15 protein-coding genes are annotated in these 15,765 nt (G+C 41.6%); all 15 read left to right on the forward strand.

Features of this window, described 5'->3' with window-relative positions:
• Nucleotides 1-32: 32 nt before the first annotated feature.
• The 15 genes from ACTNBR_RS07210 to larC all read left to right on the forward strand — a co-directional run bounded on the left by ACTNBR_RS07210 (nucleotide 33) and on the right by larC (nucleotide 15,736).
• Nucleotides 33-953, forward strand: coding sequence for a LysR family transcriptional regulator (locus ACTNBR_RS07210; RefSeq protein WP_427806032.1), 921 nt, complete (start codon nucleotides 33-35; stop codon nucleotides 951-953).
• Nucleotides 954-1,067: 114 nt separating this feature from the next.
• Nucleotides 1,068-2,372, forward strand: coding sequence for an O-acetylhomoserine aminocarboxypropyltransferase/cysteine synthase family protein (locus ACTNBR_RS07215; RefSeq protein ID WP_441017999.1), 1,305 nt, complete (start codon nucleotides 1,068-1,070; stop codon nucleotides 2,370-2,372).
• 561 nt (nucleotides 2,373-2,933) lie between these two features.
• On the forward strand, nucleotides 2,934-4,091 hold the full coding sequence (locus tag ACTNBR_RS07220) for a MalY/PatB family protein (RefSeq protein ID WP_427806030.1): 1,158 nt from the start codon (nucleotides 2,934-2,936) through the stop codon (nucleotides 4,089-4,091).
• 150 nt (nucleotides 4,092-4,241) lie between these two features.
• Nucleotides 4,242-5,399 carry a helix-turn-helix domain-containing protein gene (locus ACTNBR_RS07225; protein ID WP_441017997.1) on the forward strand — a complete coding sequence of 386 codons (1,158 nt, stop codon included), beginning with the start codon at nucleotides 4,242-4,244 and terminating at the stop codon, nucleotides 5,397-5,399.
• Nucleotides 5,396-7,579 (forward strand): double-cubane-cluster-containing anaerobic reductase, encoded by a 2,184-nt coding sequence (locus ACTNBR_RS07230; protein ID WP_427806028.1) that lies wholly within the window; start codon nucleotides 5,396-5,398, stop codon nucleotides 7,577-7,579. The genes ACTNBR_RS07225 and ACTNBR_RS07230 overlap by 4 nt, the downstream gene beginning before the upstream one ends.
• Nucleotides 7,580-7,851: 272 nt before the next feature.
• On the forward strand, nucleotides 7,852-9,072 hold the full coding sequence (locus ACTNBR_RS07235) for a M20 metallopeptidase family protein (protein ID WP_441017995.1): 1,221 nt from the start codon (nucleotides 7,852-7,854) through the stop codon (nucleotides 9,070-9,072).
• Nucleotides 9,060-9,722 carry an amino acid ABC transporter permease gene (locus tag ACTNBR_RS07240; protein ID WP_441017993.1) on the forward strand — a complete coding sequence of 221 codons (663 nt, stop codon included), beginning with the start codon at nucleotides 9,060-9,062 and terminating at the stop codon, nucleotides 9,720-9,722. The genes ACTNBR_RS07235 and ACTNBR_RS07240 overlap by 13 nt, the downstream gene beginning before the upstream one ends.
• A 61-nt stretch (nucleotides 9,723-9,783) precedes the next feature.
• On the forward strand, nucleotides 9,784-10,632 hold the full coding sequence (locus tag ACTNBR_RS07245) for a transporter substrate-binding domain-containing protein (RefSeq protein WP_441017991.1): 849 nt from the start codon (nucleotides 9,784-9,786) through the stop codon (nucleotides 10,630-10,632).
• 44 nt (nucleotides 10,633-10,676) lie between these two features.
• On the forward strand, nucleotides 10,677-11,414 hold the full coding sequence (locus tag ACTNBR_RS07250) for an amino acid ABC transporter ATP-binding protein (protein ID WP_441018003.1): 738 nt from the start codon (nucleotides 10,677-10,679) through the stop codon (nucleotides 11,412-11,414).
• Nucleotides 11,415-11,531: 117 nt separating this feature from the next.
• A complete protein-coding gene (locus tag ACTNBR_RS07255; RefSeq protein WP_427820492.1) occupies nucleotides 11,532-11,933 on the forward strand; it encodes a DUF3842 family protein in 402 nt (133 codons plus the stop codon).
• Between the two features lie 243 nt (nucleotides 11,934-12,176).
• Entirely contained in the window at nucleotides 12,177-12,581 is a 405-nt protein-coding gene (locus ACTNBR_RS07260; RefSeq protein ID WP_441017989.1) for a hypothetical protein, read from the forward strand.
• 1 nt (nucleotide 12,582) lies between these two features.
• Entirely contained in the window at nucleotides 12,583-12,897 is a 315-nt protein-coding gene (locus ACTNBR_RS07265; RefSeq protein ID WP_427820490.1) for a hypothetical protein, read from the forward strand.
• A gap of 19 nt (nucleotides 12,898-12,916) precedes the next feature.
• The gene (gene larE, locus ACTNBR_RS07270) at nucleotides 12,917-13,663 is read left to right on the forward strand and encodes an ATP-dependent sacrificial sulfur transferase LarE (protein ID WP_427820489.1); all 747 of its coding nucleotides are present in this window, start codon (nucleotides 12,917-12,919) and stop codon (nucleotides 13,661-13,663) included.
• On the forward strand, nucleotides 13,660-14,412 hold the full coding sequence (gene larB / locus ACTNBR_RS07275; RefSeq protein WP_441017987.1) for a nickel pincer cofactor biosynthesis protein LarB: 753 nt from the start codon (nucleotides 13,660-13,662) through the stop codon (nucleotides 14,410-14,412). Before larE ends, larB begins: the two co-directional genes overlap by 4 nt.
• A 1-nt stretch (nucleotide 14,413) precedes the next feature.
• On the forward strand, nucleotides 14,414-15,736 hold the full coding sequence (gene larC, locus ACTNBR_RS07280; RefSeq protein ID WP_441017985.1) for a nickel pincer cofactor biosynthesis protein LarC: 1,323 nt from the start codon (nucleotides 14,414-14,416) through the stop codon (nucleotides 15,734-15,736).
• The last annotated feature ends 29 nt before the right edge of the window (nucleotides 15,737-15,765 follow it).

The raw sequence follows: 15,765 nt of genomic DNA on the forward strand, positions 1-15,765 counted from the left end.
TATGATGTCACAAAAAGGAGGCTGGGGAGCAAATGACACTGACACAGTTAAACTATCTCATCACAATAGCAGAAACAAAGTCGTTAAATAAAGCAGCGGAGCAGCTGTATGTATCTCAGCCGTCCCTGACCAATGCTATCAAAGAATTGGAAAAGGAACTGGGCATTACGTTATTCTATCGAAGCGGGAGAGGCGTTACCCTGACGAATGACGGGACGGAATTCCTGCTTTACGCAAAGCAGATATACGGACAGTATGAAAGCGTTTTGGAAAAATACGGGAAGGGCGGATCCTATAAAAAGAAGTTTGGCGTATCGACACAGCATTATTCTTTTGCAGTTAAAGCGTTTGTGGATATGGCGAAGGAATTCGATATGTCAAAATATGAATTTGCGCTTCGCGAAACGAAAACGATGGAAGTGATCAGTGATGTAAATACGATGAAGAGCGAGATCGGGATACTTTATCTCAGTGATTTCAACCGCAAAGCGATTGAAAAGTTATTGAAATCCTATGACCTTGAGTTTCACCATCTTGTAGACTGTCAGGCGTATGTGTATATCTGGAAGGATCATCCTCTGGCACAAGAAGCATCCATTAGTTTTGCACAATTGAATGGTTACCCCTGCCTGTCTTTTGAACAGGGGGATAACAGTTCCTTCTATTTCGCAGAGGAAATCCTTTCCACAAATGAGTACTCGCAGGTTATTAAAGCGAATGACCGGGCGACGATGCTGAATCTTATGGTGGGGCTGAATGGATATACGCTTTGTTCCGGCATCATATGCGAGGAATTGAACGGAAATGATTTTGTGGCAGTTCCATTCCGGGATGATGCGCAGAACCCGAACAGTGTGATGGAGATAGGCTATATTGTTAAAAAAAATACGGTGCGGAGTAAGATGGGTGAACTGTATATAGAAAAATTGAAAGAATACCTGGTTATAGCTTAAAACTATAACTTGGTATTTTTTTTATATATTAGACAAAGGTAGCCTACTGTGTTAGTATGTATTCAACAAGAAAAACAAAGCAAAATCGAAATAAATGAATTGGAGGAAATAGAGATGGCAAATATTAAAGATTCTAAAAACTGGGGATTTGAGACAAGACAATTACATATCGGACAGGAACAGGCAGATCCGGTAACGGATGCAAGAGCAGTTCCGATCTACGCTACAACTTCTTATGTATTCCATAATTCACAGCATGCGGCTGATCGTTTTGGGCTTCGCGATGCGGGAAATATTTACGGAAGGCTTACCAACCCGACAGAGGATGTGTTTGAACAGCGTATCGCATCTCTGGAAGGCGGTGTTGCAGCACTTGCAGTTGCATCCGGTGCAGCAGCAATCGCCTATACATTCCAGGCACTTGCAAAATCAGGAGAACACATCGTAGCTTCCAAGACTATTTATGGTGGAACCTACAACCTGCTTGCACATACATTGCCGCTTGCCAATGGTGTTACCACAACATTTGTTGATCCGGAAGTAGAGGGTTCTTTCGAAGCAGCGATCCAGGAAAACACAAAAGCAATTTTCGTAGAGACTCTTGGAAATCCGAACTCTAATCTCGTCGATTTGGAAGAAGTGGCAAAGATTGCTCATAAGCATAACATTCCGCTTGTAGTAGACTCTACATTTGCAACCCCGTATCTGATTCGACCGATCGAGTATGGTGCTGATATCGTTGTTCATTCTGCAACCAAATTCATCGGTGGACATGGGACAGCCATCGGTGGTGTAATCATTGACAGCGGAAACTTCGACTGGAAAGCAGCAGGAAAATATCCGTGGATCTCTGATCCGAACCCGAGTTACCATGGCGTATCCTTTGCAGATGCAGTAGGTCCGGCAGCATTTGTAACATACATCCGTGCGGTCATCCTGCGTGATACCGGTGCAACCCTTTCTCCGTTCCACGCTTTCCTCTTCCTGCAGGGGCTGGAAACGCTGTCACTCCGTGTAGAGCGCCATGTGAGCAATGCGCTGAAGATTGTAGAATATCTTTCAAATCATCCGCAGGTAGAAGCAGTACATCATCCGTCACTGCCGACGGAACCAAGTCATGAATTATACAAGAAATATCTGCCAAACGGAGGAGGATCTATCTTTACATTTGAAATTAAAGGTGATGCGGCAACTGCGCAGAAATTTATTGATAACCTTGCCATTTTCTCATTGCTGGCAAATGTAGCAGATGTAAAATCACTTGTGATTCACCCGGCAACTACCACGCACAGTCAGTGCACGGAAGAAGAACTTCTGGATCAGGGAATCAAACCGAATACGATTCGTCTTTCTATCGGTATTGAGAAAGTAGAAGACTTGATCGCAGCACTTGATGCAGCTTTTGAGGCGGTAAAATAACGGAAATAGAAGCATACATTACAAGATGGAGTCGGCACTCCCTGGATATGGGAGGATGCCGGCTCCATTGTTCATGTCATAGAATTTGAAAAAGTTCTTCAAATTTATTTTTTGTGTGGTTGGGGACTATTATTTTGGAGAAGACTAATCGTTTGCAGTGCCTGCTCTAATTGCTTCTGGACCTCGATAAGCTCTTGCTCTTTTTCGCGTATCTCCTGATTTTTACCATGTATCTCTTACTTTATTTTCTTGTTACATTCGGGTTTTACATTGGAAGATTGCTCCATTTGTGAATATACCGACTATCCATGACGGATAAGAGAAGTGGAAGTCTCAGAAGGAAACTTCCAGAATGAAAACATCATAGCGTAGCGGGGAATAAAAGGCAAGGAAATATTGATTTCTATTATAGAAAAAATCAATAAAACTCCATGATGTATAGAAAATGTGCAAAACATACAAATAAAACAACAAGTTTAGAGAATCTATCCGATGAAATATTTTTTTAAGACTTTATAATCTAAAGTGGTATAGTTTATGAAAAGTTCTTAGGAGGTAATTATGGATATTCAATATGTAGACAGAAGAGGAACAGATTGTAATAAATGGGACGGTCAGCAAAACATGTTTGGTGAAGAAGGACTTCATGCAATGTGGGTTGCTGATATGGATTTTAAAGTGGCAGATTGTGTACAGGAGGCTCTTCATAAATATGTGGATCTCGGAGTTTTTGGATATATGCGAGTCCCTGACAGTTATTATCAGGCATGTATAGATTGGGAATATGAGAATCATGGATATAAGATGGAGAAAGAATGGATTCGGTTTTCACCGGGGGTTGTATCGGCATTCAATTGGATCATACAGTTTATGACAGAAAAAGGAGACGCGGTCATTGTTACGACACCGGTGTATTATCCTTTCCTTCATGCGGTTACAAATAATGAAAGAAAATTGGTGACTTCAGATTTAATCAATGATCATGGAAACTACAGTATTGATTTTCTGGATTTTGAGAAGAAGATTATTGAAAATAATGTAAAACTATTTATTTTATGTTCACCGCATAACCCGGTTGGCCGTGTCTGGAAAAAGGAAGAATTAAGACAGCTCCTTGATATTTGCAAAAAGCATCATGTATTTGTTATATCAGATGAGATTCATCAGGATCTTGTTTATGGAAAAAATGAACATGTGCCATCATTGCTTGCAGGGGATTATGAGGATATGATGATTATGATTATTGCGCCTTCTAAAACATTTAATCTTGCAGGAGCACAGAATTCTGAGGTGATTATTCCGAATCAAACACTGCGCGATAAGTGGGATAAATATGTGAAGGGAATTCGAGTACTGGGAGGTAATGCATTTGGCTATATTGCGGCAGAAGCCGCATATCGTGGTGGAAAAGAATGGCTGGAACAGGTTAAAAAACAGATTCAGGATAATTATCAGTATTTGAAAGATACTTTTGCAGAAAGATTGCCGGATGCGGTTGTTTCACCGTTGGAGGGAACTTATCTTACCTGGATTGATCTAAGTGCTTATGTAGCTGGCAGTGATATGAGAGAATTTATGCAGAAAAAATGCCGGATGGCGGTAGATTATGGTGCTTGGTTTGGAGGAGACAGATTCTCCGGATTCATTCGGATCAATCTGGCGACATCTTTGGATAATGTTAAAACGGGTGTTGAGGCTATATGCAGTAATCTTGTGTAAAAAGACTTTAGCATTCATTATCATGTACAGCGGAAATATTGGAAAATTGAGATTTTGTTGTTGAAGTTTCGAAAGCATGATAAACTATGCATAGTGGATTACTATGTTTAGAATGATGAGCGATTAATAATGAGTTCTGGGAGTGATATTGTGGGGAAGATTGATGTAAATGTATGTTATAAAATTGCTTTTGATGCCTTGGCAAAAAATTTAAATTTGGATCAGGTTGTAGAGAAAATCAGAGATGATATACATGCATCGATTATGGTCGTAGAATACACTGGTAAAATCGTGTGCTATGCCAGCGGGGGATATCAAAGAAAGGCTGTCGGAATCAAGAAAAGCTGGATTACAACAGCGATGTATGATCATGCCATGCGTGGAAGAATTCCTGATACGGATTATTATGAGCTCCCGGGGTGCATGGCTGTAATTAAAAAAATAGAAAATAAAGAATGCCATTTGGGGTATTGCATTATTATCTTCAATGATAAATATGCAAAAGAGGATTATTCGGAAATAGCAGATATGCTTCGAAATGTAGTGGCAAACTATTGGATGAACCGTGAAGTATATCCGGATGAAAGTGTTTCTTTTCGCAAAAGGCTGGTGAACCACGATATATTTTGCGGAGCAAAATCAGAACTTTGTTATCTCGCACGTGAAATAAAGGGAAACTATATTATGGCTTGTTTCTCTGGGAAACAAAACAAGTATTCTCTTCCAATGACACAGGAAATATGGGAACGCTCTTATGGGAGAATGGACAATAAGTTGTTTTGGGTTCTGTTTTATGATATTAGAGACAAAAAGGACGAAGAGATTCTTTTAAATAAAATTAAGGAAACGAAGGAAGCATGCTGTGTAAGCTCCATATTTCGGGAAATAGAGCAGTGTGAAAAGAAAGTAAAATGGCTTCATAGAATGAATGAAATCAAAGAATATAACAAAGTAGAAGAAATCATGCTTGAAGGGGAATGGTATGCGCATACAATCTATACCTATGCATGGACGCTCTTAAAAAATAAGGGATTAAGAGATTATTCTGTAGAGATTCTTAAGAAAGAAGATGAAGAGAAAAATACAGATTTGTATGAAACTTTGAAAATGTATTATTTGTGCGGAAATAATATTGCTGAAACAGCTTCTAGGATGTATGTTCACCGTAATACGCTGGTCTACCGATTAAGAAAGATACGTGAATTGATCGGTTCAGACATAGATGATATGGAACAATCAGGGGAACTGCTGGCTTTGATGATGATGAATGATTTAGAACGGATTATGGATGGAGGAACGAGGGAATGAAGCTGGTTCAGGATTTGCCGGAAATATTTGAAGAATTTGGAGAGCAGAGAAGGCGTTCGTTTCTCGAAGTGAAGGAATATAAAGAAAAGGGAATCCCGGTGGTGGGAATGTACTGCGCATATTTTCCTACGGAACTTGCTTTAGCGATCGGTGCAATACCAGTAGGGCTATGTTCGTTTGCGAACGAAACAGTTCCGGCTGCAGAGCGTAAGCTTCCGAAGAGCATGTGCCCGCTTGTTAAATCAAGTTATGGATTTGCCGTGGAGGATAAATGCCCGTTTTTTCATTTTGCTGATCTTGTAATCGGGGAAACAACCTGTGACGGTAAGAAGAAGATGTACGAGATGATGGCGGAATTCAAGCCTGTTTTTGTTATGGAACTGCCTAATTCTCAATCACAGAAATCTATGGAATTCTGGAAGCAAGAGATTATACGTACGAAAGAATATCTTGAAGAATTCTTTCAGGTGATCATAACAGATGAGAAAATGAAAGCGGCGATCCATTTAGGAAATCGCATCCGGAAATCCTTGCTTAGGCTTTGTGAAGTTATGAAACTGGAACCGGCACCGGTATTGGGAGGTGATATCCAGAAAATTGTTTCCGGGTCCAAATACAGATTTGATTTTGAAACAACACCGGAAGTTGTAGATCAGATTACAGATCAGATATTAGAAGAATATTATCAGGGAACGATGCTCGAACCAAGACCAAGAATATTGATTACAGGTTGTCCGATTGGCGGGGACTCTCTAAAAGTAATCCGGGCAATTGAGGATCATGGCGGAGTCGTTGTTGCGTTGGAGAATTGCAGCGGAGTAAAAACGCTGGATCGAATGATCGATGAAGAAGATCCTGACATTTATGGGGCAATTGCGAGAAGATATTTATCGACAGGATGTTCAATCATGACTCCAAATGATAACCGCATAGAATTAATTGGGCGGATTATTGATGAATATCATGTGGACGGTGTGGTAGAGATGATTTTGACGGGCTGCCATGCTACGGGAGCTGAGTCGGCATATATCAATCAATTTGTGACTGAGGAAAAGAATATTCCATATATGGCCATTGATACGGATTATTCAAAAAGTGATGAAGGGCAGATTATTACAAGAATGTCTGCGTTTATGGAATTGATTGCAGATCAGAAAGCAGGGGATGCTCGAATAGATATTAATTATTGCTACAAATTGATATTCCCCGGATTTTCAGAAGATGGAGAAAACTGGGAAAAGGATCTTAACAGATTGTTCGAATATACGAGAATGCCTGTTAAGATTTTGGATCATAAAGGTCAGACGGTAGCAAGTATTGGACTGGAGGAAGGTAAGAAAAATCCGGAATATTGGACCGAGTATGAATTGCCGGAGAAGTCAGGCTCCTGTGTTGTGTTTTACCAGGAAAAATGTTTAAAGGAAAAAGCAGGGCAGGTTGCGAAAATTATCAGTGATTATTGCGCAATGAAAAAGCTGTTTTTGATTCCATCGAATAGAGAAGCCAGTGATTATATGATGGAAAAACCGGATTTCATGTGGGTGATTTTTTATGGAGAAGATGATCTGGATGTTTTGGAAAAAGAATTACAGGATCATTATTCAATTATAGAGAGTCATAGACAGGATAATAAAGCTGTGTATTTGCTATCGGAGATAGAAGGGAAGGGAGACAGAGATCGATTTATACAGGATTACAGGAATATTTTTGCACGGTTAAATACAGACACAAAGCTTATGGTTGGAAATGGGTTTGTATCATTATCCCAAAAAGAGGAAAACATGGAAATGATTCAGACTACATTGAAAATTGGGGAAGAATTTAGTCCGGAAAAAAATATTTACCTGATTGAAGAATACTATCAGGAATTGTCAGTATATTATATGGCACAAGAAATAGATGAAATGGATGACCGCATTGAAGAATTGGAAGTGATTAAGGAAGAAGATCGTAAAAAAAATTCGAATCTTTATGAAACATTATATTACTACCTTTTCTTTAAACAAAACTCTATGTATGCAGCAGCAAGGCTGAGAATCCATCGGAATACACTTCTTCACAGAGTAGCACAAATCAATGAGCTTATACATCTGGATGATATGGAGTGTTTGAAAAGACAGCGGATTCTTATGGTGATGCAGCTGGAACGTATAAAAGCAAAAAAACGCAAAAAATTATAAAAGGAAAACGTGACTGGTAGATGGATGATCAGTCACGTTTTTTGCTTTTCATGTATCAAAAACTCATAGATAAAATCAATAAATAGTCCTATAAATAGAAAATGTGCAGCTTTGTAAAAAATGATAAAGAGATTCGTTCTTTTTGTACGATGAAAACAAAAGCAAGGACTAGTAATATAAAACTGTTAAAAAATAGTATATGAAAAAAAAGAGATTAAGTAAGTGTGTAAGATGCAAAAAAGTTCATTTTGCATGCTTCGGGTAGGAGATATATGAGGGAGAAAATAAAGAAAATTGCAAAAGAAATAGAGGAGGAATTGATACATATCCGTCGGACTCTTCATCAGCATCCGGAACTCGCATTGCAGGAAGTCGAAACGTCAAAATTGATTGCAGAAAATCTGAGAAAGCTTCCCGGGGTTGCTGTGTATGAAAATATGGCAGAAGGTACCGGGGTAGTAGGGATCCTGGAAGGGAGAAAAGGACCGGGAAAATGTGTCATGTTACGTGCCGATATTGATGCGCTTCCGATTGAGGAACAGGTAGATACGGAGTTTAAGTCCAAAAATCCGGGAAAAATGCATGCTTGCGGACACGATGCACATGCCGCTTGGATTATAGGAGCAGCAATGATTTTGAGCCGGCTTCAGGATGAATTCTGCGGAACGGTTAAATTTGTATTTCAACCGGGAGAGGAATGCGGAAAAGGGGCAAAAGCTCTGATCGAAAAAGATAAAATACTGGAGAATCCGAAAGTGGATGCGGTGTTTGCCGCTCATGCCTGGCCGACAGTGCGGGCAGGGAAAATCGGGATAGCCGCAAAATATGCATTTGGATGCCCGGGTGGATTTACCATCAAAATAATTGGAAAGGGCGGACATGGTTCATGGCCGTATGAATGTATCAATCCAATCACAGTGGCAAATCAAATCTGCATGGCATTGCAGGCTGTAGTGGCGGAGAAGGTTGATTCGACCGAGCCGAGGGTGATTTCAATCTGCTCCATTCATGCAGGGGATGCCGGAAATATTATTCCGGATGAGTGTGTGATACGCGGTACATTCCGTGCGACAGAAATGTGTATCATGAAGCAGGTATCTTCCGAAATAGAAAATGTTGTTTCGGGAATTACTGCGATGCATGGAGCCAAATATGAGATGAATGTTTTTGTCGCCGGAGAGGCAGTGAAAAATCATCCGGATATGATTGTACTTTCGAAAAAGAGCGCAGAAGAAATTCTTGGAGAAGATAACTGCTACATCATTGATAAAAAGCATTTAGGCGGAGAAAATTTCGCCGAGTACAGTAGCCGGGTCCCGGGATGTTATATGTTTGTGGGAATCGCTACTGATCGGACAGAAGGAAAATTTGGATTACATAGTCCTGTTTTCGAAATAGCAGAAGAGGTTCTTGCACCTGCATCCGCAGTGTTTGCAAATATTGTACTTAATTATTTTGAACAAGAGACAGAGGTGGAAAAATGTTTAAGGTAAGTTATTTTATGGAAGTACTCCCAACCATTGCAAGAAAAGTGAATGTTACGTTCGAGCTCACAATTGTGGCGACGATATTTGCTTTACTGATAGGTGTAATCGTAGCGATTATCAGCTATTACAAAGTAAAAGGTCTTTACCCGCTTACCAGAGTTTATGTTTCTATTATGAGAGGAACACCAATCGTAGCACAGTTATATTTCTTCTATTATGGACTGGCACTCTATAGCGCGGTAATACGAGATATGACACCACTTGTGGCAGTGGCCGTTGTAATGAGTTTTAATATGGGTGCATTCATGTCAGAAAGTATCCGAGGTGCACTTCTTTCCGTGGACGAAGGTCAGAAAGAAGCTGCATATTCACTGGGAATGACAAATTTTCAGCTGATTACGAGAATTATTATCCCGCAGGCAGTCAGAGTTGCGTTGCCGCCGCTCTTTAACGATGTGATCAATTTGATAAAGATGACGTCCCTTGCATTTATGCTCGGTGTACCGGATATTATGGGAGCTGCAAAAATTGAGGGAGCAAAGACTTTTCGGTATTTCGAAATTTATGCGGCAGTTATGCTGATTTACTGGGTAATCATTTTTGTTTTAGGATTAGCACATAAATTCCTGGAGAAGAAGTGTGCAAATATGTATTAAACAGTGTTCTTAAATGGAAAACCATTAAGATAGAATTATTTATTAACAGGAGGAACTATTTATGAAAAAAAGAATTCTCGCAGCAATGCTTGCGACAGTTATGGTAGCAGCTATGGCAGTCGGATGTGGAAGCAGTTCAGCTACTAATTCAGAATCTACAGGAGATGCAAAAGCTGAAACAGAGACCGAAACAAATGATGAGACAAGAAAAGTAGTACTTGTAACAGCAGGAATAGGTGAACCGTACAGCCTTCTCGCCGATGATGGTACATGGACCGGTATCGATGCAGAAATGTGGGCAGAGATTGAAAAGCGTACAGGCTGGGAAGTTGAAGTAAAACAGGCATCATTTGATTCTATCTGGGGTGAACTTGATACCCAAAGAGCAGATGTGTCTGCAAACTGTTGGGCTGTAAAACCGGAAAGAACAGAAAAATACTATGCAACTATTCCGTACTATGGAGATGCTCAGTGTGTAATCGTACCGGAATCAAACACAGACATTAACACATTTGATGACTTAAAAGGCAAAAAAGTAGGATGTACAAATGGACAGGCTGCACAGACAATTATTGAAGAGATGTCACAGGAAATCGGATTCGAAGTAGTGCTTTACGAAGACAGTACTGTTGGTATGAATGACCTGAATCTTGGACGAATTGATGCATTTGCTAATACAACGACAAACGTTAATAATTTCATGCACTACAATGATACCATCAAATTCCGTTTTCTTGATGAAAATCTTACAGCAAATAACGTAGCATACTTTATTCAGAAAACAGATGAAGGTAAAGAACTCTGTGATGAGTTAAATAAAGTCCTTCAGGAAATGCTTGATGACGGAACAGTAGCAAAGATCACAGAAAAATGGATGTTTGCTGATATGACACAGTTGATTCAGAAATAATATAAAACAGGAAGATTGAGAAAAGTATGGGAACAGAAAAGCCAATGGTTAAGATTGAACATCTGTATAAAGAATTTGATTCGGATACGAAGGTTCTGAAGGATATCAATCTTACAATCAATAAAAATGAAGTAATTGCAATTCTGGGACCTTCGGGAACCGGAAAATCCACATTGCTGAGATGTCTTAATTATCTTACGGTTCCTACCAAAGGAATCATTGAGATTGGGGACATTCGGATCGATGCTGAAAATCACACGAAAAAAGATGTGATCGAACTCCGTAAACATTCTTCAATGGTATTTCAGGGATACAACTTATTTAAAAATAAGACAGCTATTGAAAATGTAATGGAAGCACTTGTTGTAGTTCAGAAAAAACCGAAAGAAGAAGCAGAAAAAATAGCACTTGAGCTGCTTGCAAAAGTAGGAATGCTTGAAAGAAAAGATTTTTATCCTTCCAAACTTTCCGGAGGACAGCAGCAGAGAGTCGGGATTGCAAGAGCGCTTGCAGTAAACCCGAATGTATTATTATTTGATGAACCAACCTCAGCACTGGATCCTGAATTGGTGGGTGAAGTTCTGAATACAATCAAATCACTTGCGGAAGAAGGAACGACTATGATTCTGGTTACGCATGAGATTGGGTTTGCACGGGAAGTTGCAACCAGAGTTTTATTCATGGATGGCGGGCAGATTGCAGCAGACGGAACTCCGGAAGAAATCATCGATCATCCTGACAATGAAAGAATCCAACAATTCTTGAAATTTATTTCAAATTAGTGACAGAAATTAAAAAAAGCGCCACACGTGAAAAGTGTGGTGCTTTTTAAAATTGACATTTTTTCCCGCATACTATAAAGTGATTATTAGAACATTTTATTGAAGAAGGGATCAGATATGAACATTCTTGTTATTGATGCACAAGGCGGTGGAATCGGGAAGCAGGTAGTAGCCGCGATTAAACAGAATATGCCTGAGATGGAGATCACTGCTGTTGGCACGAACAGCGCTGCTACAACAGCGATGCTGAAGGCAGGGGCGGATCATGCGGCCACCGGAGAGAATGCCGTAATCGTCGGATGCCGCAGAGCGGATGTGATCGTCGGCCCGGTTGGAATCGTAATTGCAGATTCATTATATGGCGAGATTACTCCGGCGATGGCACTGGCTGTTGGACAGAGTAATGCCAGACGGCTGCTGATCCCTGTCAATCATTGTGATAATTTCATCGTGGGTGTTTCCGATCTTGCGTTGGGAAAATTGATTGAGGGCGTGATAAGTGAGATCAGGAAAATGTAGAGACGACCGGGAGAAAATCGTTGCTGTTGTCGGCTTGACTTTGGGGTAAATTCTATTTAAAATGATAATGTCTGGACAGGAAGTCCGGCATAAGCGCTGAAGCGTTTTAATTTAATTTATAAATACAGACGATGACGATATACATAAGAAGGTATATGACCGCTCAGAAGAGTGATTGTATATCTTTTTTTGCTGAGTTCGGATGTGGCTGTAGACAAAATCATTTTTCAGGAGGTAAATATTATGGCATGTTTTATTGTCCCTGTTACAGAAGCGGTTATTACAACAATAGCAGGAAAAGCATTGGAATCTAAGGAGAAAGAGGTACAGGAGGCGGATGTACAGCAAAGCACAATAGAAGTAAAAATTCCATTTACAAGAAAACTAAAATGGCTTACAAATCTTCTTTGGGGAGGTTCTGTATTACTGGCGTTTGAGCATTTTTGGCACGGAGAGATCGTTCCGTTTTTCCCATTTCTGACAGCGATGAATAATCCGGCAGATACGGCAGAGATGCTGCATGAAATGGCGCTTGTAGGTGGTACCATGGCAGTGTGGATCACTGTGATCTGGGTTGGAATCGTGGTGGCTGCTGACCATATCGTAAAGCGGCCAGCTATTGAGGCTGCTGAACTCAAGGAGGTATAGGATGACACTGCTTACTTGTATTTTCGCTGCCATCATCAGTACGATTCTCTGGTATAGGGGAGCGCCGAAGAACGAAATGAAATTACATATTCTGTGTTACTTATATTGGGGAGCCTCTCTGATGTGGATGGTGGATGCTGTGTTTGAGTACCTGGAAGCAGGTGCAGAGTTTTTTGCACCGGCACCACTGGATATGCTCAATGATTTTTTCCTCGGCCTGGCGGTGGTTGCGCTTGGTCTGATTATTTGGCTGGTAATATTATTGATCAAAGACCCGAAAGGTGTTGTGAAGGCATCCTTGAATAAGAAAAAATAATATTTTGTGAGGGATAAGTATGAACCTTTTTTTATTTTTTGAACAGCATCCCAAGGCCGCTGTTGCTTTTTCGGGCGGCGTTGATTCTGCCTACCTGTTATATGCTGCAAGTCAATGCAAAGCGGAGGTAAAAGCATATTATGTAAAAACTGCATTTCAGCCGCAGTTTGAACTGGATGATGCGATTCGGCTTGTCAAAGAGTTGAATATTCCCATGCAGGTTTTAACGCCTGATGTACTGTCATCCGAGGCTGTTGTGTCAAATCCGGACGACCGGTGCTATCACTGCAAACGTATTATTTTTGAAGAGATACAAAAGGCAGCGGAAAAAGATGGATTTACGACGATTCTTGACGGAACGAATGCGTCCGATGACGCGGGGGATCGCCCCGGTATGCGGGCACTTCGGGAGTTATCTGTATTGTCTCCATTACGGGAGTGCGGTCTCACAAAAGATGAGATACGGCAGCTTTCTCGTGAGGCTGGCCTGTTTACCTGGGATAAACCCGCTTATGCCTGCCTCGCAACACGGATTCCGACAGGAGAAAGAATCTCAAAAGAAAAATTAGAAGCAACTGAAGAAGCAGAAAAATTTCTTTTCTCTCTTGGGTTTACAGATTTTCGGGTTCGCCGGATGGGAGATGTGGCAAAGATTCAGGTTCCTTCTCGGCAAATCCCAAAAGTGATCGAAAACCGTGAAACGATTACAAAGGAATTGAAAAAACATTATTCTTCCGTATTGCTGGACTTGGAGGTGAGGGCATGAGAAATGATACCAAAGCAATTCTGGAAGCGGTTCAAAAAGGTGAAATGACAGTAGAAGAAGCGCTGCTCTTTCTGAAAAAGGCACCTTTTGAGGATATCGGGTATGCGAAGGTCGATTCTCACCGCGCGATCCGGCAGGGAGTGGCAGAAGTCATTTTCGGTGCAGGAAAGACGGTCGGGCAGATGCTCGGAATTGTGGAACAAATGAAAAAGAACGGACAGCAAACGATTCTGATCACCCGGCTTTCCGAGGAATCGGCGGAACAGATTTCCGCTGTGTATGAAATGGACTATCATAAAGATGCCAGAATCGGGTTGATCGGAAGTATGCCCGCGCCAAATGGAATCGGGAAAATTGTTGTCGCAACGGGTGGGACAAGTGATATCCCAGTTGCAGAGGAAGCGGCCCTGACAGCGGAAGTTTATGGGAATGAGGTCACGCGTCTGTATGATGTGGGGGTTGCCGGTCTGCACCGACTGCTGGCACATCTGGATGATATTATGAGCGCCAGTGTCGTTATTGCTGTTGCCGGTATGGAAGGCGCACTTGCCAGCGTAATCGGAGGGTTGGTTGATTGTCCGGTGATTGCGGTGCCTACCAGTGTAGGATATGGAGCGTCATTCGGTGGATTATCCGCATTATTATCAATGCTGAATTCCTGTGCCAGCGGAGTGTCGGTGGTTAACATTGACAATGGATTTGGAGCAGGATATCTGGCAAGCAGGATCAATCATATGGAGGTAAAATAATATGAAGACTTTATATTTAGATTGCGGTATGGGAGCTGCCGGGGACATGCTGACAGCGGCGCTTTTGGAACTGCTGCCCGATAAGGAAGAGTTTCTCCGTGAATTGAACGGACTGGAAATTCCGGGAGTGACTGTTTCCGGTGAGAAGATTGCAAAGTGCGGAATCCAGGGGATGCAGGTTACCGTCAAGGTGAACGGAACAGAAGAATCTGAAGATATGCATGATCATGTGCATGAACACGCACATGACCATAACTGCGAACATACACATGACCATGACCATAATCATATCCATGAGCACGGCCATATTCATGATACTTCCCACGAACAGGCTCACGTTCATCACCATGTTCATTCTCACCATCACCACAGCGGAATGCATGAGATCGGGCATATTGTACAGGACCTTCCGCTATCAGAAAAGGTAAAGGCGGATATTCTTGAGGTATATTCTCTGATTGCAGAAGCGGAGAGCCACGTACATGGCGTCCCCGTGAAAGAAATCCATTTCCATGAAGTCGGCACGATGGACGCCATTGCGGATATTACCGCGGTCTGTCTGCTCATGGATAAGCTCGCCCCGGAGAAGGTCATTGTCTCCCCGGTTCACGTAGGAAGCGGTCATGTCAGGTGTGCCCACGGAATTCTTCCGGTTCCTGCGCCGGCAACGGCATATATTCTGAGGGATGTACCCATTTACGGCGGCAGTATAAGAGGAGAGCTTTGTACACCTACCGGCGCGGCACTTCTTAAGCATTTTGCTACCGGGTTCGGAGAGATGCCGGTTATGAAAACAGCTGCGATTGGTTACGGAATGGGTAAAAAGGACTTCGATACGGTCAATTGTGTGCGTGCTTTATTGGGAGAAACCGAAGAAACAGGGGATACGATCGTAGAGCTGCAGTGTAATCTGGATGATATCACAGCAGAGGCGATCGGCTTCGCGCAGGAGCAGTTTTTCGAAGCGGGGGCTCTGGAAGTATATACGATACCGGTTCAAATGAAAAAATCCCGTCCGGGTGTGCTTCTTACCGTTATGTGCCGTGAGGAAGATAAAGAAACCATGCTTCGATTATTCTTCCGGAATACGACGACACTCGGGGTTCGTGAAAATGTCAGTCGGCGATATAAGCTTTCCCGGACAATCCGGAAAGTAGATACAGAATTTGGAGAAGTGCGAAAAAAGGTGGCTTCGGGATATGGCGTGACGCGGGAAAAGTACGAGTACGAGGACATAGCCCGAATCGCGAAAGAACAGGAGATGAATCTAGAAGAAGTAGCAAGAAGAATCGATATGCAGGCAGGACGAAAAGCAGAAGATTAATAATGTGCTTTATGTAATATCTGTTTCGT

Origin of the sequence: Bariatricus sp. HCP28S3_F11 (assembly GCF_052065395.1) — a bacterium.
GTDB lineage: Bacteria > Bacillota > Clostridia > Lachnospirales > Lachnospiraceae > Allocoprococcus.

What these genes read in the sequence shown, in the direction of transcription:
- ACTNBR_RS07220 (WP_427806030.1), top strand. Translation starts at nt 2,934, where the DNA reads ATGGATATTCAATATGTAGACAGAAGAGGAACAGATTGTAATAAATGG.
- larC (WP_441017985.1), top strand. Translation starts at nt 14,414, where the DNA reads ATGAAGACTTTATATTTAGATTGCGGTATGGGAGCTGCCGGGGACATG.
- ACTNBR_RS07230 (WP_427806028.1), top strand. Translation starts at nt 5,396, where the DNA reads ATGAAGCTGGTTCAGGATTTGCCGGAAATATTTGAAGAATTTGGAGAG.
- ACTNBR_RS07260 (WP_441017989.1), top strand. Translation starts at nt 12,177, where the DNA reads ATGGCATGTTTTATTGTCCCTGTTACAGAAGCGGTTATTACAACAATA.
- ACTNBR_RS07240 (WP_441017993.1), top strand. Translation starts at nt 9,060, where the DNA reads ATGTTTAAGGTAAGTTATTTTATGGAAGTACTCCCAACCATTGCAAGA.
- ACTNBR_RS07245 (WP_441017991.1), top strand. Translation starts at nt 9,784, where the DNA reads ATGAAAAAAAGAATTCTCGCAGCAATGCTTGCGACAGTTATGGTAGCA.
- ACTNBR_RS07250 (WP_441018003.1), top strand. Translation starts at nt 10,677, where the DNA reads ATGGTTAAGATTGAACATCTGTATAAAGAATTTGATTCGGATACGAAG.
- ACTNBR_RS07255 (WP_427820492.1), top strand. Translation starts at nt 11,532, where the DNA reads ATGAACATTCTTGTTATTGATGCACAAGGCGGTGGAATCGGGAAGCAG.
- ACTNBR_RS07215 (WP_441017999.1), top strand. Translation starts at nt 1,068, where the DNA reads ATGGCAAATATTAAAGATTCTAAAAACTGGGGATTTGAGACAAGACAA.
- ACTNBR_RS07265 (WP_427820490.1), top strand. Translation starts at nt 12,583, where the DNA reads ATGACACTGCTTACTTGTATTTTCGCTGCCATCATCAGTACGATTCTC.
- larB (WP_441017987.1), top strand. Translation starts at nt 13,660, where the DNA reads ATGAGAAATGATACCAAAGCAATTCTGGAAGCGGTTCAAAAAGGTGAA.
- larE (WP_427820489.1), top strand. Translation starts at nt 12,917, where the DNA reads ATGAACCTTTTTTTATTTTTTGAACAGCATCCCAAGGCCGCTGTTGCT.
- ACTNBR_RS07235 (WP_441017995.1), top strand. Translation starts at nt 7,852, where the DNA reads ATGAGGGAGAAAATAAAGAAAATTGCAAAAGAAATAGAGGAGGAATTG.
- ACTNBR_RS07210 (WP_427806032.1), top strand. Translation starts at nt 33, where the DNA reads ATGACACTGACACAGTTAAACTATCTCATCACAATAGCAGAAACAAAG.